This is a genomic window from Streptomyces sp. LS-MS-L19 (assembly GCF_058382285.1).
In genome coordinates this window covers 5,469,084-5,492,612 of record NZ_JBYCLL010000001.1, presented here as the reverse complement: position 1 = coordinate 5,492,612, position 23,529 = coordinate 5,469,084, and the positions used below count along the sequence as shown (strand labels likewise).

19 protein-coding genes and 1 pseudogene are annotated in these 23,529 nt (G+C 73.1%); 4 read left to right on the top strand and 16 right to left on the bottom strand.

Features of this window, described 5'->3' with window-relative positions:
- Positions 1-12 precede the first annotated feature (12 nt).
- The 11 genes from AC2XR2_RS24630 to AC2XR2_RS24580 form a co-directional block, all read right to left on the bottom strand.
- Complete coding sequence (locus AC2XR2_RS24630; RefSeq protein ID WP_491516322.1) at positions 13-876, bottom strand: SDR family NAD(P)-dependent oxidoreductase; 864 nt, start codon at positions 874-876, stop codon at positions 13-15.
- A complete protein-coding gene (locus AC2XR2_RS24625) occupies positions 876-1,847 on the bottom strand; it encodes a beta-ketoacyl synthase N-terminal-like domain-containing protein (protein WP_330265424.1) in 972 nt (323 codons plus the stop codon). Before AC2XR2_RS24625 ends, AC2XR2_RS24630 begins: the two co-directional genes overlap by 1 nt.
- The gene (locus AC2XR2_RS24620; protein WP_491516321.1) at positions 1,844-2,986 is read right to left on the bottom strand and encodes a beta-ketoacyl synthase N-terminal-like domain-containing protein; all 1,143 of its coding nucleotides are present in this window, start codon (positions 2,984-2,986) and stop codon (positions 1,844-1,846) included. Before AC2XR2_RS24620 ends, AC2XR2_RS24625 begins: the two co-directional genes overlap by 4 nt.
- The gene (locus AC2XR2_RS24615) at positions 2,983-3,942 is read right to left on the bottom strand and encodes an acyl-CoA thioesterase (RefSeq protein WP_381299130.1); all 960 of its coding nucleotides are present in this window, start codon (positions 3,940-3,942) and stop codon (positions 2,983-2,985) included. The genes AC2XR2_RS24620 and AC2XR2_RS24615 overlap by 4 nt, the downstream gene beginning before the upstream one ends.
- On the bottom strand, positions 3,939-4,787 hold the full coding sequence (locus AC2XR2_RS24610; RefSeq protein WP_330265427.1) for an alpha/beta fold hydrolase: 849 nt from the start codon (positions 4,785-4,787) through the stop codon (positions 3,939-3,941). Before AC2XR2_RS24610 ends, AC2XR2_RS24615 begins: the two co-directional genes overlap by 4 nt.
- Positions 4,787-5,779, bottom strand: a complete 993-nt coding sequence (locus AC2XR2_RS24605; protein WP_491516320.1) for a beta-ketoacyl synthase N-terminal-like domain-containing protein — start codon at positions 5,777-5,779, stop codon at positions 4,787-4,789. The genes AC2XR2_RS24610 and AC2XR2_RS24605 overlap by 1 nt, the downstream gene beginning before the upstream one ends.
- Positions 5,776-6,981, bottom strand: coding sequence for a beta-ketoacyl synthase N-terminal-like domain-containing protein (locus AC2XR2_RS24600; RefSeq protein ID WP_491516319.1), 1,206 nt, complete (start codon positions 6,979-6,981; stop codon positions 5,776-5,778). The genes AC2XR2_RS24605 and AC2XR2_RS24600 overlap by 4 nt, the downstream gene beginning before the upstream one ends.
- The gene (locus tag AC2XR2_RS24595) at positions 6,978-8,228 is read right to left on the bottom strand and encodes a beta-ketoacyl-[acyl-carrier-protein] synthase family protein (RefSeq protein WP_330265430.1); all 1,251 of its coding nucleotides are present in this window, start codon (positions 8,226-8,228) and stop codon (positions 6,978-6,980) included. Before AC2XR2_RS24595 ends, AC2XR2_RS24600 begins: the two co-directional genes overlap by 4 nt.
- A gap of 60 nt (positions 8,229-8,288) precedes the next feature.
- Positions 8,289-8,555, bottom strand: coding sequence for an acyl carrier protein (locus AC2XR2_RS24590; protein ID WP_330265431.1), 267 nt, complete (start codon positions 8,553-8,555; stop codon positions 8,289-8,291).
- Between the two features lie 94 nt (positions 8,556-8,649).
- On the bottom strand, positions 8,650-9,765 hold the full coding sequence (locus tag AC2XR2_RS24585) for a LuxR C-terminal-related transcriptional regulator (RefSeq protein ID WP_381299126.1): 1,116 nt from the start codon (positions 9,763-9,765) through the stop codon (positions 8,650-8,652).
- A gap of 263 nt (positions 9,766-10,028) precedes the next feature.
- Positions 10,029-11,075 carry a hypothetical protein gene (locus tag AC2XR2_RS24580; protein WP_491516318.1) on the bottom strand — a complete coding sequence of 349 codons (1,047 nt, stop codon included), beginning with the start codon at positions 11,073-11,075 and terminating at the stop codon, positions 10,029-10,031.
- Between the two features lie 180 nt (positions 11,076-11,255).
- Between AC2XR2_RS24580 and AC2XR2_RS24575 the strand changes: the two genes are divergently transcribed.
- On the top strand, positions 11,256-11,486 hold the full coding sequence (locus AC2XR2_RS24575; protein WP_330269652.1) for a hypothetical protein: 231 nt from the start codon (positions 11,256-11,258) through the stop codon (positions 11,484-11,486).
- A gap of 32 nt (positions 11,487-11,518) precedes the next feature.
- Here AC2XR2_RS24575 and mgtA read toward each other — a convergent pair whose 3' ends face one another.
- Positions 11,519-14,233, bottom strand: coding sequence for a magnesium-translocating P-type ATPase (gene mgtA / locus AC2XR2_RS24570; protein ID WP_491516317.1), 2,715 nt, complete (start codon positions 14,231-14,233; stop codon positions 11,519-11,521).
- Entirely contained in the window at positions 14,226-14,603 is a 378-nt protein-coding gene (locus AC2XR2_RS24565; protein ID WP_381299124.1) for an ArsR/SmtB family transcription factor, read from the bottom strand. The genes mgtA and AC2XR2_RS24565 overlap by 8 nt, the downstream gene beginning before the upstream one ends.
- A 359-nt stretch (positions 14,604-14,962) precedes the next feature.
- Between AC2XR2_RS24565 and AC2XR2_RS24560 the strand changes: the two genes are divergently transcribed.
- Positions 14,963-18,997: an nSTAND1 domain-containing NTPase gene (locus tag AC2XR2_RS24560; RefSeq protein ID WP_491516316.1), complete on the top strand. Its 4,035-nt coding sequence runs from the start codon at positions 14,963-14,965 to the stop codon at positions 18,995-18,997.
- A 157-nt stretch (positions 18,998-19,154) separates the two neighbouring features.
- A complete protein-coding gene (locus AC2XR2_RS24555) occupies positions 19,155-19,898 on the top strand; it encodes a glycosyltransferase family 2 protein (protein WP_381299122.1) in 744 nt (247 codons plus the stop codon).
- A gap of 58 nt (positions 19,899-19,956) precedes the next feature.
- Here the strand turns inward: AC2XR2_RS24555 and AC2XR2_RS24550 are convergent, their stop codons facing one another.
- The 3 genes and pseudogenes from AC2XR2_RS24550 to AC2XR2_RS24540 form a co-directional block, all read right to left on the bottom strand.
- Complete coding sequence (locus AC2XR2_RS24550; RefSeq protein WP_491516315.1) at positions 19,957-21,192, bottom strand: amidohydrolase family protein; 1,236 nt, start codon at positions 21,190-21,192, stop codon at positions 19,957-19,959.
- Between the two features lie 129 nt (positions 21,193-21,321).
- Positions 21,322-22,067, bottom strand: a pseudogene (locus AC2XR2_RS24545) (dienelactone hydrolase family protein).
- Positions 22,068-22,080: 13 nt separating this feature from the next.
- Complete coding sequence (locus tag AC2XR2_RS24540) at positions 22,081-22,791, bottom strand: NADPH-dependent F420 reductase (RefSeq protein ID WP_491516314.1); 711 nt, start codon at positions 22,789-22,791, stop codon at positions 22,081-22,083.
- Between the two features lie 141 nt (positions 22,792-22,932).
- Between AC2XR2_RS24540 and AC2XR2_RS24535 the strand changes: the two genes are divergently transcribed.
- A complete protein-coding gene (locus AC2XR2_RS24535) occupies positions 22,933-23,526 on the top strand; it encodes a TetR family transcriptional regulator (protein ID WP_491516313.1) in 594 nt (197 codons plus the stop codon).
- Positions 23,527-23,529 lie beyond the last annotated feature (3 nt).

The window sequence follows — 23,529 nt, the reverse complement described above, 5'->3', positions numbered from 1 at the left end:
GACTGTCTGCGGTCATCGTCCCTCGCCCTTCAGCGCGTTGTCGGTGGTGCCGGCCCCGGCGGGCCCCCAGGCCCCGGCGGCGGCGTGCAGTTCGGCGCCGTCCACCCCGATGGTGTTGCCGCTGATCCAGGACGAGTGGGTGCGCGAGAGCACCGCGATCGCCTCGGCGACATCGTCGGGCCTGGTCAGCCGGCCGTGCGGGTTGTTCACCGCGGCGCGCGCGACATAGCCGGCGTGCTCGGGGATGGCCTGCAGGGCGGGGGTCAGCGTGACGCCGGCCCGCAGGGCGTTGACGGCGATGCCGTGCGGCGCCAACTCGCAGGCGAGCTGCCGGACATGGGCCTCCAGGGCGCTCTTGGCCGCGGAGACGGCGCCGTAGCTGGGCAGCGCCTGGACGACGCCGGCGCTGGTCATGGCGTAGATCTTGGAACCGCTGCGCAGCAGTCCGGCCCGGTGCAGGTCCTGCGTCCAGTAGACGAGGCTGTGCGCCATGACGTCGAGGGTCATCTCCACCTGCCGGGAGGTGATCGGCCGCTCCCAGCCCTCGCGGGGCAGGAACGGCACGAGGGTGCCGAAGGCGAGGGAGTGCACCAGGATGCCGATGCCGCCGGTGGAGCCGGTCAGTTCGGCGATCTCCGGCACGAGCCGGTCGCGGGTGGCGCGGCTCGCGGCGTTCGCGTTGTGGAACGACACCTCGACGCCATGTCCGCGGAGCTCCTCGACGAGTGCCGCGACCTCCTCGTCCCTGGCCGCGGTGTCGAAGTGCACCCCGACGACGTTGACCCCCTCGCGGGCCAGGCCGAGGCTGATGGCCCGGCCGATTCCGCTGGAGGCGCCGAGTACCAGGCACCAACTGCCTTCAAGGGATTTCAGCATCAGGGGGTCCCCCGCTTCTGGGAAGTGTGCGACGTCGCGGAATCCCGGTACGGGTCCGGTCGGGTACGGACGAGTGCCAGCGCGGCGTGTCCCTCGCGCGTGGCGGCGGTCAGCAGCCGGGTGCCGGGCGGGCCGGTGAGCAGTCCGGCCAGCGCCTGTGCGGCGGCCAGACAGCCGGCCCCCGCCGGGGTCACGCGTCCGCTCGTGCCGACCGCCCGGTCCACGGCGGCGGCCACCGCCGAGGCGAACGGCGAGCCGTCCAGGACGTGGTGGACCTCCACGGTGGTGTCCAGGTCGGACAGCAGCCGGCGCACGGCCTCGGGGACCAGCTCGGCGGGCAGCTCCCGGCCGGGCGGGACGAACAGCGAGCGGGCGGCGACGGTGCCCCGGATGCGGGCTCCGCGCGCCTCGGCGGCGGCCCGCGGCTCCAGGGCCAGGGCGACGGCGCCCTGTTCGCCGTCACCGGCGGGGCTCTTGGGCAGCCGGTGCTCGGCCGCGCCGACCAGGAGCGTGTCGCAGCGGCCGGCCTCGAGGGCGCGGCCACCGGCCTCCACCGCTTCCAGGGCGGCGACCTTCGGACTGGCCATCGTCAACGCGAAGGCTTTGAGGCCGAGTTCGGCGGTGAGCCGGGAGCCGAGCAGGCTCACCGCGAAGAAGGGCGCCGTCGCGGGCGACAGTGCGGCCGCGCCGCTCTCCAGCGCGATCCGGCGGTCCATCGTGTCGAAGAGCTCGGCGAAACCGCCGTTGAGCGCGAGCGCGGCGCCTCTGCGGTCCGCGGGCACCGCGTCGGGGGTGCCGCCGTCGGCGACCGCGTCGCGGGCCGCGGCGAGGAGGTACTGGGCGGCGGCGGGCAGGTACTTGTAGCCGCGCGGCCCGAGCCGGACCCGGTGGTCGAACCAGTCGTCGTCCTCGGCCCCGGCCTCGGGGGCGACGCCCCCGATCCCCGTCACGGCCCACATGTTCCCGCTCATGCTTCCGCTCCTTCCAGGACCAGTGAGGAATTGCTGCCGCCGAACCCGTACGCGTTCACCAGGACCCGCCGGCGGCCGCGCGGCAGCGGCACCGGGGTGCGCTGCGGCAGCCACACCGCGCACGCGGGGTCCTGTTCGTGCAGCGGCACGTTGCGCGGGACGTGCCCCTCGCGCAGGATCAGCGCGCCCGCGACCGCGCCGAGCGCGGCCGAGGCCCCGCCCGCGTGGCCGAGCAGTGCCTTGAGGCTGTAGAGCGGCACGTCGGGGATCCGCTCGCCGAAGACCCGGTGCAGCGCCCGGCTCTCCACCTCGTCGCCGAGCCGCGTCCCGGTGCCGTGCGGGACGACGCAGCCGATGGCCCCGGCGCCGCCGGCGGGGCCGACGGCCTCGCGCATGGCCCGCACGATCTGCTCGCCGTCCTCGTGCGGCGCCGTCACATGGCCCGCGTCGCAGCTCCAGCCGGAGCCGGCCAGGGTCAGCCGGGCCGGGGCGCCGCGGGCGGCCGCGTGGGCGGCGGACTCGACGACGAGGATGCCCGCGCCCTCGGCGAAGACCGTGCCGGCCCGGTCGGTCTCGAAGGGCCGGCACCGGTCCGGGTCGACCGCGCCGAGCCGGTTGAAGCAGCCGAGCGCGACCCGCGAGTAGGCGTCGGACCCGCCGACGAGCAGCACGTCGGCCTCGCCCGCGCGGACCATGTCGTACGCCATGCCGAGCGCGTAGCCGCCGGCCGAGCAGGCGTTGCCCACGTCGTGGGCGACGCCCGCCAGGCCGAGCTGAGCGGCGGTCGCGGAGGCCAGCCGGAACGGCGCGGTCCATTCCGCTCCGCCCCGCCCGCGTTCGTTGAGGCCGGGCTCGCCCATGCAGCTGCCGAGGACGACCGCCGCCTCGGACAGCCCGGTCAGGCCCGCGTCGGCGAGCGCTTCCCGGGCCGCCGCGACGGCGAACCGGGTGGCGCGCGCCGCCCGCAGGTCGGGGTCGGGCACCAGGTTGATCCGCGGCAGGTCCATCACGGCGAGCGGGTCGGCCGGCTCGTCCGGCCGGCGGACCCCGGCCGCCGTCATGGCACGCCACAGGGTGTCCGTCCCCCCGCCGTGGCAGGTGACGGCACCGATCCCGGTGACCACGACCTCGCCGGTCATGCCGCCTTGCCCTCCAGCGCCGCGTTCATGCGGTCGTCGAAGGAGACCAGGCTCCAGTCGCGGCGGTTCTCGATCACCGCGTAGCCGTGGGTGATCCGGCCGGTCGCGGTGTGCACCAGCGCCCCGTCACGGACGACGTAGGTGTCCATGCGGGAGGTGTAGGTGAAGCCCTTGAAGATCTCCTCGACGGTGAGGACCACGTACAGGTCCTCCTCCATGCGTGCCTCGTCGAGGACGGTGATGCGCGAGTGCGGGACGACGGGGATCCAGTTCTGCTCGTCGAGCAGGGTCTTGATGGAGACCCCGCGGTCGGCGACGAGCTGGTCCTTGGCCTCCTCCATCAGCCGCAGGTAGCCCGACATCTGGATGCGCTCGGTGAAGTGGCAGTACCAGTACGGGATCCGGAACTTCCAGGCGAAGGAGTTGGTGCCCGCCGTCAGCTCCTTGACGAGGTCGGCGGAGTCCGGGTTCACCTCGGGCGCGACCACGTCCCAGGCGGGGACCGCGGCCAGCTGCTCGACGGCGTAGGGGGCGAGGGACGCGGGCACCGGCTCGTTGCCCCCGCCGCGCGGGTCGAGGCGCAGCTGGACGCGGACGGTGGAGGTCACGGCCTTGAGGAGGGTCTCGCGCTGGACGTGCAGCACCACCGACAGCAGCAGCTCGCCGTCCTTGGCCTTGCGGTGCGGCTTGACCTCGGCGTGCGCCACGTCGTCGATGTGGAAGGCGTGCAGGATGCGGGTGTCGATGTCGACGATGTCGGTGCACAGGCCGTACGTCTCGTACACCGTGCCCGGCAGGAGGCCGCTCTGGCGCAGATGGTTCAGCACGGCTTCCTCGACGAGGTAGTTGACGTGCTTGAAGCCGATCCAGGTGCAGATGTTGGAGCCCTCGTAGCGGGGCCGTATCTCCAGGGAGCTCGGCTCCCGGTAGGTGAAGGCGGTGCTGTTCGCGGTCACGTCAACTCCGGTACAGGGGAGGGCGGGCGGGTGGGATGGGAGGAAGCGGAAGAGGCGGGCGTCAGGGAGTGCAGGAAGCCGTGCACGGCTTCGGCGAACAGCTCGGGCTGCTCGGCCATCGGGAAGTGCCCGGACCGTTCGAAGACCCGCAGCCGCGCGTCCGGCAGCGCCCCCGCGAGGGCGCGGGCGTCCGCGGGCCGGGCCGCGAAGTCGTGCTCGCCGCCCACGACGAGGGTGGGCAGGCCGATGGCGGTGGTGTCGAGGAAGGGACTGCGCAGGTAGGCGTCGAAGAACCGCATCCAGCCGTACGGGCCGATCCGGTCACGCACCCGCAGCGCCATCGCCTCGCGCAGCTCGACGGGGATCCGGCCGTCCGAACCGACCCGCAGCCCCTCGTCGAGGATGCGCTGGAAGCCGTGCAGGTAGTGGACGGCGGTGTCCCACTCGAACTCCTCGGGCGTACTGCGGTGGAACGGTGACACCAGGACGGCCGCGCCCGGCCGCCCGGCGGGCCGCGAGACCAGCAGTTCCAGTACGGCGTTGGCGGCGAAGGAGTGCGCGATCAGCAGGTCGACCCGCCCCGGTACGGCGTCCAGCGCCCGGGCCACCCAGGGCACCGGGTCCGGGTCGTGGCTCCACCGGGTGTCGCCGTGGGCGGCCCAGGGAAGTTCGGCCTCCCACAACTCCAGTTCGCCCCCGGCCAGCTCGGTGAACCGCCGCCACACGGCGGTCGATCCGGCGAGGCCGTGCAGGAGCAGCACCCGCACGGGCCGCCGGGCGTCGTCGTGCGCCGCCCGGCGCAGCCGTACCCGGACGCTGCCCTCCCGGTCCTGGTCGGTGGTCATCACGCGCTCACCGCCGGGGTGAGGACGAGGGCCGCGGCCGCGTCGTCCTGGCCGGAGTCGCCGGTACCGGCGCTGGCGAGCACCACCGCGTCGGCGTCGGCCGCGGCACCGGCCAGCCAGGCCGTGCCGGCCACGCACTGGAGCACACCGAGCGCCCCCGAGCTGGGTCCGAGCAGTTCGGACAGATCGTGTACGGCACCGGCCGGCACCGTCCCGAGACAGGCTCCGGGGGCCCGGATGCCCTCCGGGTGTTCGGGCACGCACCACAGGCCGACGGCGCGCGGTTCCTGTGCGCGTACCTCCGCGACGGCCCTGGTGTGCTCGGCCCGGCGTGCGTAGGGCCCGAGTTCGGCCAGTGGCCGCACCCCGCGCGCGGCCGCCGACACGGCGGACTCGAGCACCAGGGCGGCCGCCCCGTCGAAGAACGCGCCCTGCTCCGGGGTGAGATGGCGCACCGCCGGATTGTCCGGCTCCACCCCCACCACGAGCACCCGCTCGACCCGGCCCGAACCGATCAGCAGCCGCGCCCAGTTGACCGCGTCGAGACCGGAGGTACGGCCGTTGCACAGGGTCAGGTTGGCGCCGCGCAGCCCGTGGGTGATGGCCAGCCAGGAGGCGACCACGTTGCTGGAGGTCGCGGGCAGCAGCATGGGGCTGGTGCCGAGGTAGGTGTCGCGGGCGATGGTCTCGACCGTCTCGCAGACGGTGTCGACGTTGCCGAAGTTGGTGCTGACGACGGTGCCGACGGACTCGCCGGGTACGGTCGAGGCGTTGTCCGCCCCGATCAGCCCGGCCGCGGCGAGCGCCTCCCGGCCCGCGACCATGGCGAGCTTGGTGGCCCGGTCCTTGTAGCGCAGGCCCCGGCCGGTGAGCCGGTCCACCGGGTCGAGCGGCTCCCCGGCGGGGCGCCGGTCGCCGAGCAGTTCCCCAGGGGTGTCGAGACCGCTGACGGCCGTACCGAGTCCGGTGACCACGACGTGTGTCGGGCTCACTGCTCCTCCTCCCGCACCGGGGCGGCGCCGTTCCCGCCGGCCGTGTCCTGCCTCCCGTACCGTTCGACGATCGCGACCGCGTTGAGCCCGCCGAAGCCGAAGGAGTCGATCTGGGCGATCCGCAGCTCCTCGTCGGGGCGTACCGCCTGGCCGCGCACCAGCCGGAATCCGGCCACCGACTCCACCGGGTCGTCCAGCCCGACGGTCGGCGGCACACTCCCGCGCCGCATCACGTCGACGGCCGCGACCAGGCTGTGCAGCCCGGACGCCCCGGCGGTGTGCCCGGTCATCGACTTGATGGCGGTCATGTACGGGGACGGCTCGACCCCGGCGAAGACCGAGCCGAGGGCCGCGGACTCCGCCTCGTCGTTGAGCGGGGTGCCCGTGCCGTGCAGCATCACCAGGTCGATGTCGGCGGAGCCGACCCCGGCCCGGCGGTGTGCCTCCCGCACGGCCGCGGCGATGTTCTTCGCCTCGGGCGCCGAGGGGTGATGGGCGTCGCAGTTGACCGCGACACCGCGCACCCGTGCGTGCACCGTGGCCCCGGGTCCGGGCCCGTCGGCCTCCCTGCGCAGTACGACGGCGACCGCGCCCTCGCCCTGCAGCATGCCGCGCCGGGCCCGGTCGAACGGCCGTACCCGGTCCGGGGCTTCGGGGTAGCAGCGGTCGAGCAGCCCGTACGTGCTCTCCGAGATGGTGTCCACGCCGGCCACCACGACCGTGTCGGCCTGCCCGAGGTCGAGCAGGTCGGTGGCGAGGGCCAGGGTGTAGAGCGAGGCGGAGCAGGCGTTGGCGACGGTGTGGGTGTCGGCGGCACCGAAGCGCCTGCGCAGCATGGTGCCGAAGTGCAGGTCCGCCGGTTCCACCGGTGTCCCGTCCCGCCAGGACAGCTCGACCGAGCGCAGTTCGCGCAGGGTCGTCCCGACCAGGACCGGCACCGACGACAGGTCGTCGCCGAGACCGGCGTCCCGCGCGGCCGCCGCGACGGCCCGCTCCAGCCAGCGGGTGGCCCGCAGGGGTTCGTCGACGCCGGGGGCCGGCCGGTCGTCGATCTCGTAGGCGACCTGGGCGCGGAACTTGGTGCGGTCGTAGCCGCGCAGTCCGGCGAGACCGCTGCGGCCCGCCACCAGCGACTCGTAGATCTCGTCGGTGTCGGAACCGATGCTGGCGACGGCTCCCATCCCGGTCACGATCCAGCTCATGCCGCGCTCCGGTACTTGCCGAGGATGACCACCGCGTTGTTCCCACCGAAGGCGAGCGCGTTGTTCTGCACGATGTTCAGCTCGGCTTCGCGGGCCTCGTTGGGCACGCAGTCGACACCGCACTCGGGGTCGGTCTCCTGGTGGTTGACGGTCGGCGGGATGAAGCCCTGGGTGAGGGCGACGGCGCAGGCCGCGGCGGCGACCGCGCTGGCCGCCCCCATGCTGTGGCCGATCATCGACTTGATGGAGACCGTCCGCGGCATGGCGTCGGCGCCGAAGATCTGCCGGATCGCGCCGGCCTCGGTGATGTCGTTGGCCCTGGTGCCGGTGCCGTGGGCGGAGACGAAGTCGATCTGGTCGGGCGTCACCCCCGCGTTGCGGTGGGCGATGTCGATGGTGCGGGCGATGCTGTCCCGGTCGGGTGCGACCGGGTGCAGGGCGTCGCAGGCGAGCCCGTACCCGAGCACTTCCGCGTAGATCCGGGCGCCCCGGGCGAGCGCGGAGTCCAGGCTCTCCAGCAGGAGGATCCCGGCCCCCTCCCCCGTGAGGATGCCCTTGCGGTCCTTGTCGAAGGGCTGACAGACCTCGGGGGCGATGGTGCCGAGCCGGTAGAAACCGGTGAAGGTCTTGCGGCACAGCGCGTCCGCCCCGCCCACCAGGGCGATGTCCACGTCGCCGCTGCGCAGGGCGTCGTAGCCGTAGCCGACCGCGTAGTTGCCCGCCGCGCAGGCGGTCGGGATCGTGACGGCCTCGACGTCCTCCAGGGCGAACTCCCTGACGATGCCGGAGGAGAGCCGGCCGGCCGGCACCCGGCGGGCGACCACCGGGTCGTACGACTCGGGGCCGGTGGCGAGACCGGTCTCGACGAGCTGGTCGAGGTCGCGGGACTCGCCGTCCGTGGTGCCCACGGACACCAGGGAGCGCCGGGCCCGCACCTCGTCCACGGTCAGCCCCGCGTCCTCGATGGCCATTCGGGTGGCGGCGACGGAGAACTGGCTGGCCCGCCCGAGCTCCTCGGGGTCCACCCGGTGGATCCACCGCGCCGGGTCGAAGTCCGTGACCTCGCACCCGTTGGCGTAGTCGAACCCGGTGGTGTCGAATGCCGTGATCGGCTTGACTCCGCCGTGTCCTTCGCGGAGTCCGGTGGTGAACGCGTCGATACCGATGCCGATACTGGTGACGACGCCGAGCCCGGTGACGACCACCCTGCGGGGGGTGCCGTCCGTGCCTCGGATACCTGTGTTCATCGAAGCTCACCCTCTGGCTGACTCAGCCGACTGATCGGGGCAGGGCCGGAGCACTGCCGGTCAGCCGCGGGCGGAGGCCTCTTCGACGACGGTGTACACGCCGACGAGGTTGACCATGCGGCTGAGCTCCGCCTGGTCGATCGTCACGTGCTGGGTGCGCTCGAGGGCGGCGAGGATCTCGATGGCGCGCAGCGAGTCAGCGTCGTGGTCCTCCTTGAACAGGCTGACCTCGGTGACCTCGTCCTCGTCGATCTCAAGGATGTCGCAGACGACCTCCTTGATGTCCTGCTTGCGTGCGGCGTCCAGTCCGGTGGTCGCGTTGGTCATGTCGACTCCCTGAAAGATCGGTGAGGATCCGGAGTCGTGCGACTCCGCCCATCCGTTCGGTGAGTCGATGGTGGGACGGGGCGCTATGCCGCCTCTATACGGATGATCCCCGCAGCTCAGAGGCGTCGGCCGAGGTGTCGTCCGGGAGATCGTCCAGGGGCTCGGCGGGCTCGTGCGCCGCTCCGTCCAGGGCCGCTTCCCCGTCGTCGTCACCGCCGAGCCAGCCGGACTCGACGGCGCGCATGCCGGCCTGGAAGCGGCTCTTCGCGCCGAGCCGGCCCATCAGGTCCGCGGTGATCCGGCGTCCGGTGCGCACCGAGACACCCAGCCGGCGGGCGACCACCTCGTCCGTGAGTCCTTCCCCGAGCAGGCGCAGGACGGTCTGTTCCTGGCTGGTGAGTTCGTTCTCCTCGGCGGGCTGCCGCGGCCGTTTCCGGCCGCTGAGCGGTACGGCCTTGTCCCATACGTGGTCGAAGAGCGCGCAGAGGTTGGCGAGGATCCCGGGGCTGCGGAACACCATGGCGCCGGCTCCGGAATCGTCCGGGTCGATGGGCACGACCGCCTGCTCCCGGTCGAAGATGAGCATCCGGGAGGGCAGCGAGGCCGTGGTGCGGACGTGGTTTCCGGAACGGAGCAGCCAGCGCGCGTAGTCGACCGACTCGGGGTCGTTGTAGAGGCTGTCGAGGTAGATGGTGTGCATCACGACGCCGCGGCTCTGCAGCGTCTCGCTCAGCGGCCGGCCCGCCGCGCGGCTGGCGGCGGACTGCCCGCCGCCGGGATGGAACGCCAGGAGCGAGTCCTGGCAGGAATGGCTGAGTTCCTCGATCCGTGACCGGATCTCGTCTATTCCCTCGATGCGTTCGGTTTCGATGTGGTGCGACTCCCGTTGCGCCGCGGCGTAGTCGTGGACGAGCCGTGAGACCTCGACACGCGCGTCCGTCATCTGCCGCTGCCGCTCGAGGAAGTCGGCTTCCTGCCGGGCGAGCAGCGCCTGGAGTCCGACGTCCGGCGGGACCGCTCGCAGCGTGCCCGGCGTCTCCCAGGAGGGCCTGATCAGTGACAGCCGTACACACTCGTCGAGCGCGGAGCGCACGCGGTCGGCCGGCCACCTCAAGGTGTTCATCAGGTCTTCGACCGAAAGTCCCGGCTGCGCCAGCACGGCCCGGTAGAGCTCGGCCGAGTTCTTTCCCAGTCCCAGGAGCTCCAACATCCGATATCCCCCGTGTCATGAAGGACGCTGCCCCTGCGCCCTCCCCGGCATTCAGAGTGTAATCCGGGCGTTCTAGTTGTTCGATTCTTTTCCCTCATCTCCCATATGACCGCTCTATTCAATTCTTCAACAAGAAGCCGGGTGCGAGGGATTGGCCCAGAACAACGCCGAAGGGCGCCCGGCCCGTGGATGACCACGACCCGGACGCCCTGAATGATGCGGTGATGCGGACCCTGAGTGGTGCGGATCCTGAGTGGTGCGGATCAGCCACAACGCCAGACGGCGGGGAAGCGCGGGTAGCTCGCGCCCGGACGGGCCTTCGCGCCGGCGAGCGACCCGTCGTCGCCGAGCGTGCTCAGCACCCCGTCGGCGGGGGCGGCCCCCGCACTGGCGGTCAGCTGCCACAGACTCGCGACCAGCCTCTTGTTGCTGCCGAGGATGAGCCCCTGGCTGTTGATGGCCGTGGTGCCCTGGCCGTTGGGCAGGGCCGCCGCCCTGCCGTCCTTGTTCCACACGACGGCGGACCGGGCGAAGTCGGCGGTCAGGGCGTCACCGATGACGTTGCCGTTCGAGATCCCGGTGACCTGGGCGTGCGCCGCGCCGGCCGGTATGGGCAGCTGCTTGGCCGTGCCGTTCTTCCAGAGGTACGGCCGCCAGGTGCCCCGGGGGGTGTCCTCGGCGGTGACCGCGACCGTGCCGTCGGTGTCCACGCCCTCGACCTTGCTGCCCTTGGGGAAGCCGGCCGGCTTGACCACGGTGCCCGGCTGGTCCGCCGGCCACTTGTAGACCTCACGGTAGTTGGGGTCGGCGCCGTAGCCGTCGCCGTAGATGTCCCCGTTCTCGGCGACCACGCGCGTCTGGACGTCGTGGGAGCCGGCGGGCACCGGAAGCTGCTCCAGCTTCCCGTCGCGCGAACGGACCGGGAACCACGTCCAGTTCGGGAAGCCCTCCACCACGCCGGTGATCTTCGCACCGTGACCCACCACGGTGCCCGCACTGTTCACGTCGCTGACGTACAGGTCGAAGTCCGCGCCGGCCGCGGGCCCCAGGTCGGTCAGCCTGCCGTCGGTCCAGAGCACGGCGTGCTCCAGCGAGTCGTCCCCGGGGAACTGGACCTCCCCCGCGTACACACCTGCCCCGCCCGTCGCGGTCACGCTCCCGGACTCGATCCCCTCCGGTACCGGCAGGTAGGCGGCCTGGTAGGTGCACGCCTGCTCGGCGGCCTGGACGGACGGTGCGATACCGGTGACCGCGGAGGCCGCCAGGAACGTCGTGGCCAGGACAGCGGCATTGCGTCTTTTCAGGTTCATGTCATCCCATCGAAGCGGTGGACACCTGCCCACCCAGCGTCCCCACCACCTCTATGCCCCACCTATGCCCATGGGCAGAACAGCCAGTCACGGGAGCTCCCGGCGTTCGATGACACAAAAAGGCCGCTCAGCGGACGGTTGCGCAAGCTTTAAACTGTCCGCGTGGAAGCAGCGGAGACAGTGGAGCCGGCCGGTGTGACCGGGTGGGAGGTCGCCGTCCTCGACGGTGGACCGGCCGACGGGATGCGGGTGAAGGTCGCCGACCGGCCGCGGGTGGTGCAGGTGACGTATCCCTGCCGGGCCGAGGGTGCGCCGGCCGGGGTGCGGGTCGAGGGCGTCTACGTCTACCGCCTCGACCACGGGGTGACCGAGGAACCGCTGCGGTACGGGTTCGACATCGCCTGTCCCTGAGCTCCCCCGGCGGACCGTGCCCGGCACGTCCGTCACCCGGCCGTGCGGGACCGGTGTTCGTGGCGTGCCCGCGCCGCCATCAGGCCCACGGCGTACAGGGCCAGGACCGCCGCCAGGAGGCCGTAGTACACACCGGGCAGCGGGCTCAGGCCCAGGGGCGTGCCCAGCGGGGACATGGGGAGGAACAGACCGGTCGCGGCCAGCGCGGCGGCGGACCAGGTGACCGGGCCCGGCCGCCGGTCGCGCGTGCCGCGTGCACCGCCGCGTACACCGAGGGACAGCAGGACCATCACCACGGCCTGCGTCAGCAGGTTCTCCGTGAACCAGCCCGAGTGGAACAGTGCCTCGTCGTCGCCCGGACCCCGCAGGGCGAAGGCCAGCACGCCGAAGGTCGCGAGGTCCGCCACGGCGTTCAGGGCGCCGAAGCCGACGATGAACCGCAGCAGCGCCCGGGGGTCCAGGACGGTCGGGCGGCGCAGCGCGGACGGGGCGGGACGGTCGTAGGCGAAGGCCAGTTGGGCCGCGTCGAAGCACAGGTTCTGGACGAGGACCTGGGCCGGCAGCATCGGCAGGAAGGGCAGGAGGAGGCCCGCGGAGAGCATCGCGATCACGTTGCCGAGGTTGGAGGAGAGCGTGATGCGCAGATACGAGGCGATGTTGCCGCCCGCGTGACGGCCGGCGGCGATCGCGTGGCCGATCGCGGTGAGGTCCTTCCCGGCGAGCACCAGGTCCGCGTTGTCCCTGGTCACCCCGGCCGCGTCGCGGGGGGCGAGGCCCACGTCGGCGGTGCGCAGGGCGGGCAGGTCGTTGACGCCGTCGCCGAGGAAGCCGACCGTGTGGCCGCCGGACTGGAGGGCCCGGGTGATCCGGGTCTTGTGGTCGGGGGTACAGCGGGCGAAGACGGTCGTACGGCCTGCGAGGTCGGTCAGTTCGGCGTCGGTGAGGGTGTCGAGGCGGTCCGCGGTGAGCACCCCGTCCACCGGGATGCCCAGGTCACGGCAGGCGCGGGCCGCGGTGCCCGGGTGGTCGCCGGTGAGGACCTTGACGGTGACGCCCCGCGCGGCGAGTCCGGCGAGGGCCTCGGCGGCGGTGGGGGCGAGTTCGTCCCGGAGGGTGACCAGGCCGCGGAAGGTGAGGCCGCCTTCGTGGGGGCGCACCCCGGCGGGGCGTTCGGCGGTGGCGACGGCGAGGACGCGCAGCCCGTCGGCGGCCCGGGCCGCGGCGAAAGCACGCAGCCGGGCGCGCTCCTCGTCGGACAGGGCACAGCGTTCCAGTACGGCCTCCGCGGCGCCCTTGGTGATCAGGGTGTGCGTGCCGAGCCGGCCGGGGGTGCGGACGACGACCGTGGCCAGGCGGCGGGCCGGGTCGAAGGGGAGCGCCGTGACCCCGTCGTACGACGTGAGTGTGTCCTCGTCGACGGCGGTGAGGAGGGCCTCGTCCAGGGCGTCGGGGGTGGGCAGGTCGGCCAGCTGGAGGGACCACCAGGCGGCGGCCGCGGCCCAGCGCAGTACCTCGGGGTCGTCGTGGCCCTCGGCGTCGAGCGCGCGGTCCACGACCGGGCGGTCCTGGGTGAGGGTGCCGGTCTTGTCGACGCACAGGACGTCCATGGCGCCGATGTCGTGCAGGGCGGGGAGCCGTCGGACGATGACGTCGTGGGCGCGGGCGAGTCGGGCGGCGCCGCGGGCCAGGCAGGTCGTGACCAGGACCGGGAGCATCTCGGGGGTCAGGCCCACCGCCACCGCGACGGCGAAGGGGAGGGTCTCCAGGCCCCGGCCGCGGAGGGCCGCGTTCGCCATGAGGACCAGGGGCGGGGTCAGCAGGGCGAAGCGGATCAGGATCCAGGAGACGCCCTGGACGGAGCGTTCGAAGGTGGTCGCCGGTGGTTTCCCGGTACGGCGGTACGCCGCGGCGAACCGGGTGTCGGCACCGGTCGCGGTGACCACGGCGGTGGCACTGCCGGCGGCGACGCTGGTGCCCTGGAAGCAGAGGTGAGGCTGCTGGAAGACACCGGTCCCCGCGGTGTCGGTCCCCGCGGTGTCGCTCCCCGCGGTGTCGCTCCCCGCGGTGTCGGTCCCGGCGGGGTCGTTCTCACCGGCGGACTTCGGCACCGGGGCGGACTCTCCGGTCAGGGCGGCCTGGTGGACGGTGAGTCCCGCCGAGCGCAGCAGTCGTACGTCCGCGGGAACCAGGTCGCCCGGACCGAGCCGTACGACATCGCCGGGGACGAGTTCCTCGACCGGGATCTCGCGGGTGGCCGGGGCGGTGTCCTCGTCGGCCCGGCGCTGGACCGTGACCGTGGTCGCCACCAGGCGGCGCAGGCCCGCGGTGGAGCGGTCGGCCCGGTGTTCGCCGGAGGCCCGCAGCACACAGCTCACGACGACCAGCAGGAGGATCACCGAGGCGGTGCCCCAGGCGAAGACGGCGGCCGACACCAGTCCCAGGCAGAGCAGCACCGCGGTGAACGGGTCCCGCGCGCTCCGGGCGAACAGCCGGGCCCAGGACGGGTCCCGGGCGTCCGGCACCCGGTTCTCCCCGACCCGGGCGAGCCGCTCCTCCGCCTCCCCCTCCGTCAGCCCCCGCGGACCGGCGTCGAGCCGACGGAAGACTTCGAGAAGGGTGGGCGTGGGGGCGGGTGCCGGCCGACCGGACTCACCCGCAAGCTCCGTCCCCGCCCCCCGCAGGGGGACCGTGTCCTCGGGTAGGGCCGTCGGCGGAGGCTCGGGGGCGGCCGTCGGGTGGTCAGACACCGGCCTCGTGGAGCCGGGGCGAGGCCGGGGAGGAGGTCTCGCGGGCCGTCAGCTGGCCGACCATCACGCGGACCACGGTGACGATGTCGGGATCGTCGACGTAGTAGATCTGGCGGCGGCCCTCGCGGCGGGACCTGACCAGGCCCGCGAGTTTCAGTTTCGCCAGGTGCTGGCTGACCGCGGGGAGCGCGCCGCCCACCCGGTCGGCGAGGTGGGTGACATCGCTCTCGCCCTGGGACAGCGCCCACATGAGGTGCAGCCGGGCCGAGGAGGCGAGGAGTCCGAACGCGGCGGCCGCCTCGGCGAGCACCTCGGCCGAGGGGTCCTGGAAACCGCCGACGCCCCCGACGCCCCCGACGACCTCCGCCACAGCCCGCTCCCGTCCTCCCACGTCGACACAGACGCCCCAGTGTAGGCACGGCACAGTGATCGTCCCGCTTCGTCCGGTACCGGTCCCTCCCCTCGTGGGGACCGGTACCGGAGGAAGCGGGTGACCGTGGGTGGAACGTGTGTGAGGTCTTCCGGCGCGCTGGTTGGCACGCGGGGCGCCGGGATGGTGGCCTGTCAGGGCGTCGCCCGATGGCTGGGCCGCGGGGTCATGATCCTGCCAGCCAAGGGGCGCAAAGAGGAGGTTCCGGTACCGGAGGCAGTGCGTTACCGCAGGTCAGCCGTATAGGGTGAGTTTTCCGGTCCGGATTCAACCGCGAGGGAAGTAAGGGGTGGAAGACCTTGAGTGCCGACTCAGGGGCACGCACGGCCTTCGCGGAGCGTCTCGCCCTGCTGTACCGAGAGGCAGGGAATCCGCCCCTCAAGCGGGTGTCCGAGGGAGTCGGCCGGCTCCAGCGTGTCGACGAGCGCGGGCGGCCCGTGCGGGTGTCCGCGCAGCGCATCAGCGACTGGCGGCGGGCCCGTAACGTACCCGCTCAGTTCACCGCGCTCGCGGCCGTGCTGCACATCCTCATTCCCGAAGCGCGGCGTATCAGTCCCACTCCCGTCTCGGCCGGGCTGTACGACCTCGGCCAGTGGCAGCGGCTGTGGGAGCGGGCGGTGGCACCCGAGGAGGACGAGGGGCCGCAGCAGGCGGAGGCCCCGGCCGGTGTCTGCCCCTACCGCGGTCTGGCCTCCTACCGGCAGGAGGACGCCCGCTGGTTCTTCGGCCGGGAGCGCAGCACCGAGGCGCTCGTCAAGCTGCTCCGCTCGGCCGCCGAAACCGGTACCGGCGGTCTGGTGATGCTCGTGGGCGCCTCCGGCGCGGGCAAGTCCTCGCTGCTCAGCGCCGGTCTGGTGACCGCGCTGGCGGACGGGGCGCTGGACGGGGAGGCCGGTGGCCCGGCCGTCCTGCAACTGGTGCCGGGCGCCGATCCGCTCGCGGAACTGACCCGTCGTATACCCGACCTGGCGCCGGTCGTCGCCGAAGCCGACATAGCCGAAGCCGACGCCCGCGCAGCCGACGCCCGTACTGCCGACACCCGTACAGCCGACGCCCGTACAGCCGACGCCGGTACGCCGGACCACCCTCCCGAATTCGCCGCCGCCGTGCGGGACGCGGTCGCCTCGTGGGCTCAGCACGAGGGCGCCGCCGCCCGGGCGGTCGTGATCGTGGACCAGTTCGAGGAGGCGTTCACCCTCTGCTCGGACGAGACGGCCCGGCGCACCTTCGTCCAGCTGCTGCACGCGGCCTGCACCCCCGCGGGACCCGACGCCGAGGCCCCCGCCCTGGTGCTCCTCGGCATCCGCGCCGACTTCTACGAGCGGTGCCTCGACCACCCCGAGCTGGCGGACGCGCTCCAGCACCGGCACATGGTGCTCGGACCGCTGACCAGCGGGGAGCTGCGCGAGGCCGTGACCGGTCCGGCCCGCGCCGTGGGGCTGGAGCTGGAGCCGGGGCTCGCGGAGCTGATCGTGCGCGAGGTGAGCGCCGACGGGCCGCGCGGCGCCCATGACGCGGGCGTGCTGCCGCTGCTCTCGCACGCCCTGCTCGCGACCTGGCAGCGCCGCAAGGGCGGCCGGCTGACCGTGGCCGGCTATCGCGCGGCCGGTGGGATCCAGGGCGCGGTGGCGGCGACCGCCGAGCGGGCCTGGTCCGGCCTCGATCCGGCGGCGCGTACGGCGGCCCGGTTGCTGCTGCTGCGGCTGGTGCGGCTCGGCGAGGACACCCAGGCCACCCGCCGCCGCGGCACCCGGCGTCAGCTGGCCGCGGAGTCCACGGACCCGGGCAAGACCGAGGAGTCGCTCGAGGCGCTGGTGCGGGCCCGGCTGGTGACGCTGGACGCGGAGACCGTGGAGATCACCCACGAGGCCCTGCTGACGGCGTGGCCGCGGCTGCGCGAGTGGATCGACGAGGACCGCAGCGACCATCTGCTGCGCCAGCGCATCGAGGAGGACGGCCGCTCCTGGGAGGGCTCGAACCGCGACTCCTCGCTGCTGTACCGGGGCTCCCGGCTGGAGCAGGCCCGCAGCTGGGCGAAGTCCGCCGGGGACACCTATCTGACCCGCAGCGCGGTGGAGTTCCTGGCCGCCTCGGTGCGGCTGCGCCGGCGTACCGTGCTGATCGCCCGGGGCGCGGTGTCGGCCCTGGTGGTGCTCGCGATGGTGGCCGTGGGTTCGGCGGTGGTGGCCTGGCAGCAGCGCAACGACGCCGTGTTCGAGCAGGTGGTCGCGGAGGCGGACCGCGTCCAGTACACGAACCCCTCGCTGTCCGCCCGGATCGACCTGGTCGCGCACAGGCTGCGGCCCGACGACGAGGGCACCAACACCCGGCTGATCTCCATCGTCAACGCGCCCCTCGCCACCCCGCTCACCGGCCACACCGGTGCCGTGTACCTCACCTCGTTCAGCCCGGACGGCCGGCTCCTGGCCACCGCCGGCTACGACCGGACCGTGCGGCTGTGGGACGTGGGCGACCGCCGGCACCCGACATCCCTCGGCGAGCCCCTCGCCGGTGGCACGAGCTGGGTGAGCAGCGCGGTCTTCAGCCCCGACGGCACGACCCTGGCCAGTGCCGGGGACGACGGGACGATCCGGCTCTGGGACGTCCGGGACCCCCGGCACCCGAAGCCCCTCGGCGCTCCCCTGGCCGGCCATCGCGGCACCATCTACCTGATCGCGTTCAGCCCGGACGGGCGCACGCTGGCCTCCGCCGGGGAGGACAGGACCGTACGCCTGTGGGACATGCGTGACGCGGCACGGCCCGAGCCGCTCGATGCCCTGACGGGTGCCGGGGCCGCCGTGCGGACCGTGGCGTGGAGCCCCGACGGGCGCACACTGGCGGCCGGGGGCGACGACAAAACGATTCGGCTGTGGAACACCGCGGACCCTCGGCACCCGAAGGCGTACCCCAGGGGTCTCGTCGGGCACACCGGCCTGGTGCACTCGGTCGCCTTCAGCCCGGACGGCCGTACGCTCGCGACCGGCAGCGCCGACGACACCGTCCGGCTGTGGGACGTGACCGACCCGGCCGCGGCGGGCCCCGTCGGCTCGCCCCTGACCGGCCACACCGGGCCCATCTGGTCCGTGGCCTTCAGCCCGGACGGGGACACGCTCGCCGCGGCCAGCGCGGACAGCACGGCGAGCCTGTGGAACGTGAGCGACCCGGCGTACCCCTCGCAGGTCGGCGAGCCGCTCGCCGGGAGCAGCGGGGAGATGTACGCGCTGGGCTTCAGCCCGGACGGCCGTACGCTCGCGACCGGCAGCGGTGACAGCAAGGTGCGGCTGTGGTCGATCCCGTCGGGGGACGTGGTGGGCGGCAGCGGGGCGTTCCGGCGGGACGGCGAGGTGCTCGCCACGGCCGGGCGGGACGGACGGATCCGGCTGTGGAAGGTGACGGACCCGGCCCGGCCCGTGGCCCTGGGCGAGCCGTTCACCCCCGAGGTGCGCGACCCCGACTCCCAGGTGCAGTTCTCCCCCGACGGCCGCATCCTCGCGGTGCTCGCCACCGGCCGGGTCCACCTGTGGAACGTCACCGACCCGACCCGGCCCGTCCCCTACGGTCCGGCGCTCGTCCTGCGCTCCCGGTTCATGGGCCCGGACGCGCTGGCGTTCAGCCCGGACGGCCGCACCATGGCCACCGCCTACGACAGCCGCAGCCTCCAGCTGTGGGATATCACCGACCCGGCCCACCCGGCCTCCCACGGCCCGGTCGCCGGCCACCGGGGATACATCAACGGCCTCGCCTTCAGCCCGGACGGCCGGACCCTGGCCAGCGGCAGCGCGGACGGCACGATCCGGCTGTGGAAGGTGACGGACCCGGTCCGTACGACCGCGCTCGGCCCGCCGCTCACCGGGCACGCGGGGCCCGTCAACGTGCTCGTCTTCAGCCCGGACGGCCGCACCCTGGCCAGCGGCGGTGACGACGACACGGTCCGGCTGTGGGACGTGGCCGACCCCGCGCACGCCGAGCGGGCGGGTGCCGCCCTCACCGGGCACACCGAGGCGGTGGTGTCGCTGACGTACAGCCGCGACGGGACGAGGCTGGCCAGCGGCGGCAACGACAACACGGTCCGGCTCTGGGACGTGTCCGACCCGTCCGCGGCCGGCCCCATCGGGCAGTCGATGAGCCCCAACGCCAAGACCGGCAACTTCCTCTCCTTCAGCCCCAACAGCCGCATGCTCGGGGTGTCCAGCGGCTCCGACACGATCCGGCTGTGGGACCTCGACGTCGACGACGCGATCGACCGCATCTGTGCCACCACCGGGAACGTCCTGACCCGCCAGGAGTGGGAGGAGTACCTGCCCCGGCTCTCGTACGATCCTCCGTGCGACTGAAGCGCATTACGTGATCCCGCTCACAACTTCTCCCCCCGGCTGAGCAGTCCGCTCCCGCTGTTCCATTTGCCTTGTTAGTCTTGGCCACAGCCCGACCGCTGGTGCATCCCCCGTCGCCAGCGGTCGGGTCTTTCCGTGTCCGGGCACGTTTTAGGCTGTGCCGGTGCACATAACGATCATCACGGCCGTTCATGCCCCGTCCGCCCGCTTCCTGCCCGAGGCCTACGCCTCGGTGTGCGCACAGGAACTGCCCGAGGGCTGGGGGTGGCGCTGGGTGATACAGGAGGACGGCCGCACGGACGAGGTGCACCCGTACGTCCCCGACGACCCCCGCGTGACCTTCCGTCAGGGGCGCCCCGGCGGGCCGGGCGTCGCCCGCACGATCGCACTCGCACACGCGACGGGGCCGTACGTGAAGGTCCTGGACGCCGACGACCTGCTCACCCCGGGCGCGCTCGCCCGGGACCTCGCCGCGCTGGAGGCCGACCCCGCGCTCGGCTGGGCGACCTCCCGCGCGCTGGACCAACTGCCCGACGGCACCACGGTCGCCTTTCCCGGCGATCCCGGCGAGGGCCCCCTCGCGTCCGGGGCGCTGCTCGCGCACTGGAAGGCCCACTCCTTACCGCTGGTCGTCCCCGGCACCCTTTTCGTCCGCCGGGAGCTGCTGCTCGCCCTCGGCGGCTGGATGGCCCTGCCCGCCTCCGAGGACACCGGCCTGCTGCTGGCCCTGGACGCCGTCAGCCCCGGCTGGTTCACCGCCGAACCCGGCCTCCTGTACCGCCAGTGGGAGGGCCAGGTCACCGGCCAACCGGCGCATGTGGACGCGGCGGAACTGGAAGCCCGGATCGCGGTGACGGAGGCACGGGCGCGAGCACTGGCCGCGCTGGACTGGAGCCGCTGAAGCGGCGGTCGCGCCCTGGAGGGGGTCGCCGACACGCACGCCGTGCGGTGCCGGTCGGCTACCGGTCGAAGTCCAGGTCCAGCATGCGGATCGCGTTGCCCCGCATCAGCTTGTAGACCACGTCGTCCGGGAGGCCGGCCACGTGTTCCTCGGCGACCTTCTTCGTGTGCGGCCAGGTCGAGTCCACGTGCGGGTAGTCGGTCTCGAAGGTCGCGTTGTCGACGCCGACGGTCTCGATCGCCTCGATGCCGTGCCGGTCGCGGAAGAAGCAGCAGAAGATCTGCCGGTAGTAGTACGTCGACGGCGGCTCCGGGATCAGGTCCTTGACCCCGCCCCAGGCCCGGTGCTCCTCCCAGACGTCGTCGGCGCGTTCCAGGGCGTACGGGATCCAGCCCATCTGGCCCTCGCTGTACGCCAGTTTCAGCCGCGGGAACCTCACCAGCACCCCGCTGAACAGGAAGTCCATCATCGAGGCCATGGCGTTGTTGAAGGACAGGGAGGCCTGGACGGCGGGCGGGGCGTCGGGGGAGGCGGCCGGCATCTGGGAGCTGCTGCCGATGTGCATGTTGACGACCGTGCCGGTCTCCTCGCAGGCCGCGAAGAACGGGTCCCAGTAGCCGGAGTGGATCGACGGCAGTCCCAGATAGGTCGGGATCTCGCTGAAGGTGACGGCCCTGACGCCCCGTTCGGCGTTGCGGCGGATCTCCGCGACCGCGAGGTCGACGTCCCACAGCGGGATCAGACACAGCGGGATGAGCCGTCCCCCGCTGTCCCCGCACCACTCCTCGACCATCCAGTCGTTGTAGGCGCGCACACAGGCGAGCCCGACCTCCTTGTCCTTGGCCTCGGCGAAGGTCTGCCCGCAGAAGCGCGGGAAGGTGGGGAAGCAGAGGGAGGCCTCGACATGGTTCATCTCCATGTCCTCGATCCGGGCCTTGGGGTCCCAGCAGCCGCGCCGCATCTGCTCGCGGGTGATCCCGTCGAGGGTCATCTCGTCCCGCGAGAAGCCGACGGCCGCGATGATCCGCTTGTACGGGAAGAGCAGGCCCTCGTACTCCCACCAGTCCGTGAGCTGGCCTTCCGGATCGGTGGTGAACCGGTACTTCCCGCCGATGTACGCGAGTTCCCCGATGCCGGCGGTGAGCGGCTTCGGCCCCCGGTCCCGGTACCTGGCCGGGAGCCAGGTCTCGAAGAGGTGGGCGGGTTCGATCACGTGGTCGTCCACGCTGATGACTCTGGGGATGTCCCTGGTGCCCGGTCCGGGTCCGGTTCCGCTTTCGCTGGTGACGGCCATTGCCTGCCCCCTAGCCGATATCTGATGGGTCGTCAGATTGCAGGCTAGGGGGAGGGTCCTACGACGGCAAGGGCTTGTGGGGTTCAGCGGGACGCGGCGGCCACCACGGCGCACGCCCGCTCACGGCGGTCAACCGGTGAGCCGCCGGGCGAACAGGTCCAGCAGCGCCGCCCAGTGGCGTTCCGTCGCCGCCGCTCCGTACATCGCCGTGTCGGCCTGGGTGAAGCCGTGGTGGGCGCCTTCGTAGACCTCGCTGCGATGCTCGACGCCCGCCTCGGTGAGGGCCTTCTCCAGTCGGGCGATCCGGTCGGCGGGGTTGGTGGAGTCGTGGTCCGCGTGGCCGAGGTACAGCTCGGCGGTGATGCGGCCGGCGAGGAGGTGGGGGCTGTCGGGCGCGTCGGTGGCGAGGTGTGCCCCGTGGAACCCGGCCGCCGCCGCGACCCGCTCCGGATACGTGCCCGCGGTGCGCAGGGCGAGACCCGCGCCCAGCAGTAGCCGGTGACACCGGCGGGGCCGCCGGTGGTCAGGGACGAGTCCTCCAGCCACGCGAGGTAGGCGGCCGCGTCCCGCATCGCGCCCTCGGGGGAGAGGGTGCGGGCGGCCGGGCCGATGGCCTGGATGATCTCCGGGCGCTCGGCGGGGTCGATGAAGTCGGGCAGCTCGACGACGGGGGCGCGGCCGAAGCGGTAGAAGACGTTGGGGACCAGGACGGTGTGGCCCCCCGCGGCCAGCCGGTCCGCCATCGACCTCAGATGCGGGCGCAGTCCGAACGCGTCCATGTAGAGGAGGACGGCGGGGTGCCGGACGCCGTCGTCGGGACGGGCGAGGTAGGCGTCCACGGTGCCGTCCTCGGTGGGTATCTCGATCATCGTCATGCGGGGTCTCCCGTCAGTGGCCGGCGTCGATCAGTTCCTTGACCCGGGCGGCGGGCACCGGCACGCCGGGCGAGGCGAGGAACCAGCGGTGCGCCTCCTCAGGGCTCAGCCCCTCGGGCCGCTCCCCCATGTACGGCTGCACGTGCGCCGGGCTGCCGGGCGCCAGGCACCCGCTGTCGGCGAGGGTGCCGGCGTCGACCGCGTCGTAGCCGAGCAGGTCGAGCAGCCGGACCACCTCCGCCTTGGCGTCGGCGTCGTCGCCCGCGACGGGCAGGGCGCTGCGGTCGGCGGCCCCGGCCGGCCGGGCGAGGGTGCCCAGGTGCAGGAAGTCGATGGTGGCGAACGCCTTGACCACCCTCGCCCCGGCCAGGTGCCGCTGCACCAGCGCGCTGGAGGTCAGTCCCCCCGCCTCCAGCTCGGCGAAGCGGCCGTCCCGGTCCGGGTAGTGGTTCATCGCGTCGATCACCGTCTTCCCGGCCAGCTCGGCCGCGGGCAACCGCTCGTACGCCTTCAGCGGTACGGCCGCCACGACCAGGTCACCGGCGCGCGCGGCCTGAGCCGGCGTGGCCGCGCGGGCGCGCTCGCCGAGTTCCGCGACGAGGCCGGCGAGGGTCTCCGGGCCGCGGGAGTTGCTCACCACCACGTCCAGTCCGGCGGCGACGGCGAGTCCGGCCACCGCCGTGCCGATCATGCCGCTGCCGATGATGCCGAGGGTCTGGGGCACGAGGTCCGGCCTTCCTGGAGTCAGGTTCTGGATATGGAGTTCTGGATATCGCTTCTGGATATCGAGTTCTAGATGTGAAACTGAGTGTCACGTTAGCCATCGAGATTCACTCGCGCAAGGCCCGGGCGTTACGATCGGCGGGTGACCGGAGCAGCGCGCACGACCACGAGAGACATCGCCCGGGCGGCCGTACGGGAGCAACTGGCAGCCGTGGCCTTCGAGTTGTTCCGCCGTGAGGGCTTCGACAAGGTCACCCTCGACGACCTGGCGGCGGCCGCCGGGGTCTCCCGCAGCACCTTCCTGCGCTACTTCGGCACCAAGGAGGACGCCGTGCTCGGCGCCTTCGAGGGCCAGGACCTGCGGGTCGCCGACGCGCTGCGGGCCCGTCCTGCGGACGAGGACTCCTGGACGGCGCTGCGACGCGCCCTGGACGCGGTGCTCGTGCGGTACCACGAGGACCCGGCCGGTGCTCTCGCCACCACCCGGCTGGTCTATGACACGCCGTCCCTGTGCGCCCGCCACCTGGAGAAACAGCACAGCTGGCGGCCCGCCCTGGCCGCGGCCCTCGCCGACCGCGCGGGCTCCGAGGGGCCGGCGACCCTCGCCCAGACCGTCCTGGCCGGGGCCGCGCTGAACTGCCTGAACGTCGCGCTGGCCCACTGGACCGACTCCGACGGTCGGCTCGACCTCGTCACCCTGCTCGACGAGGCCTTCGCGGCGACCCGGGGCGCGTGACGG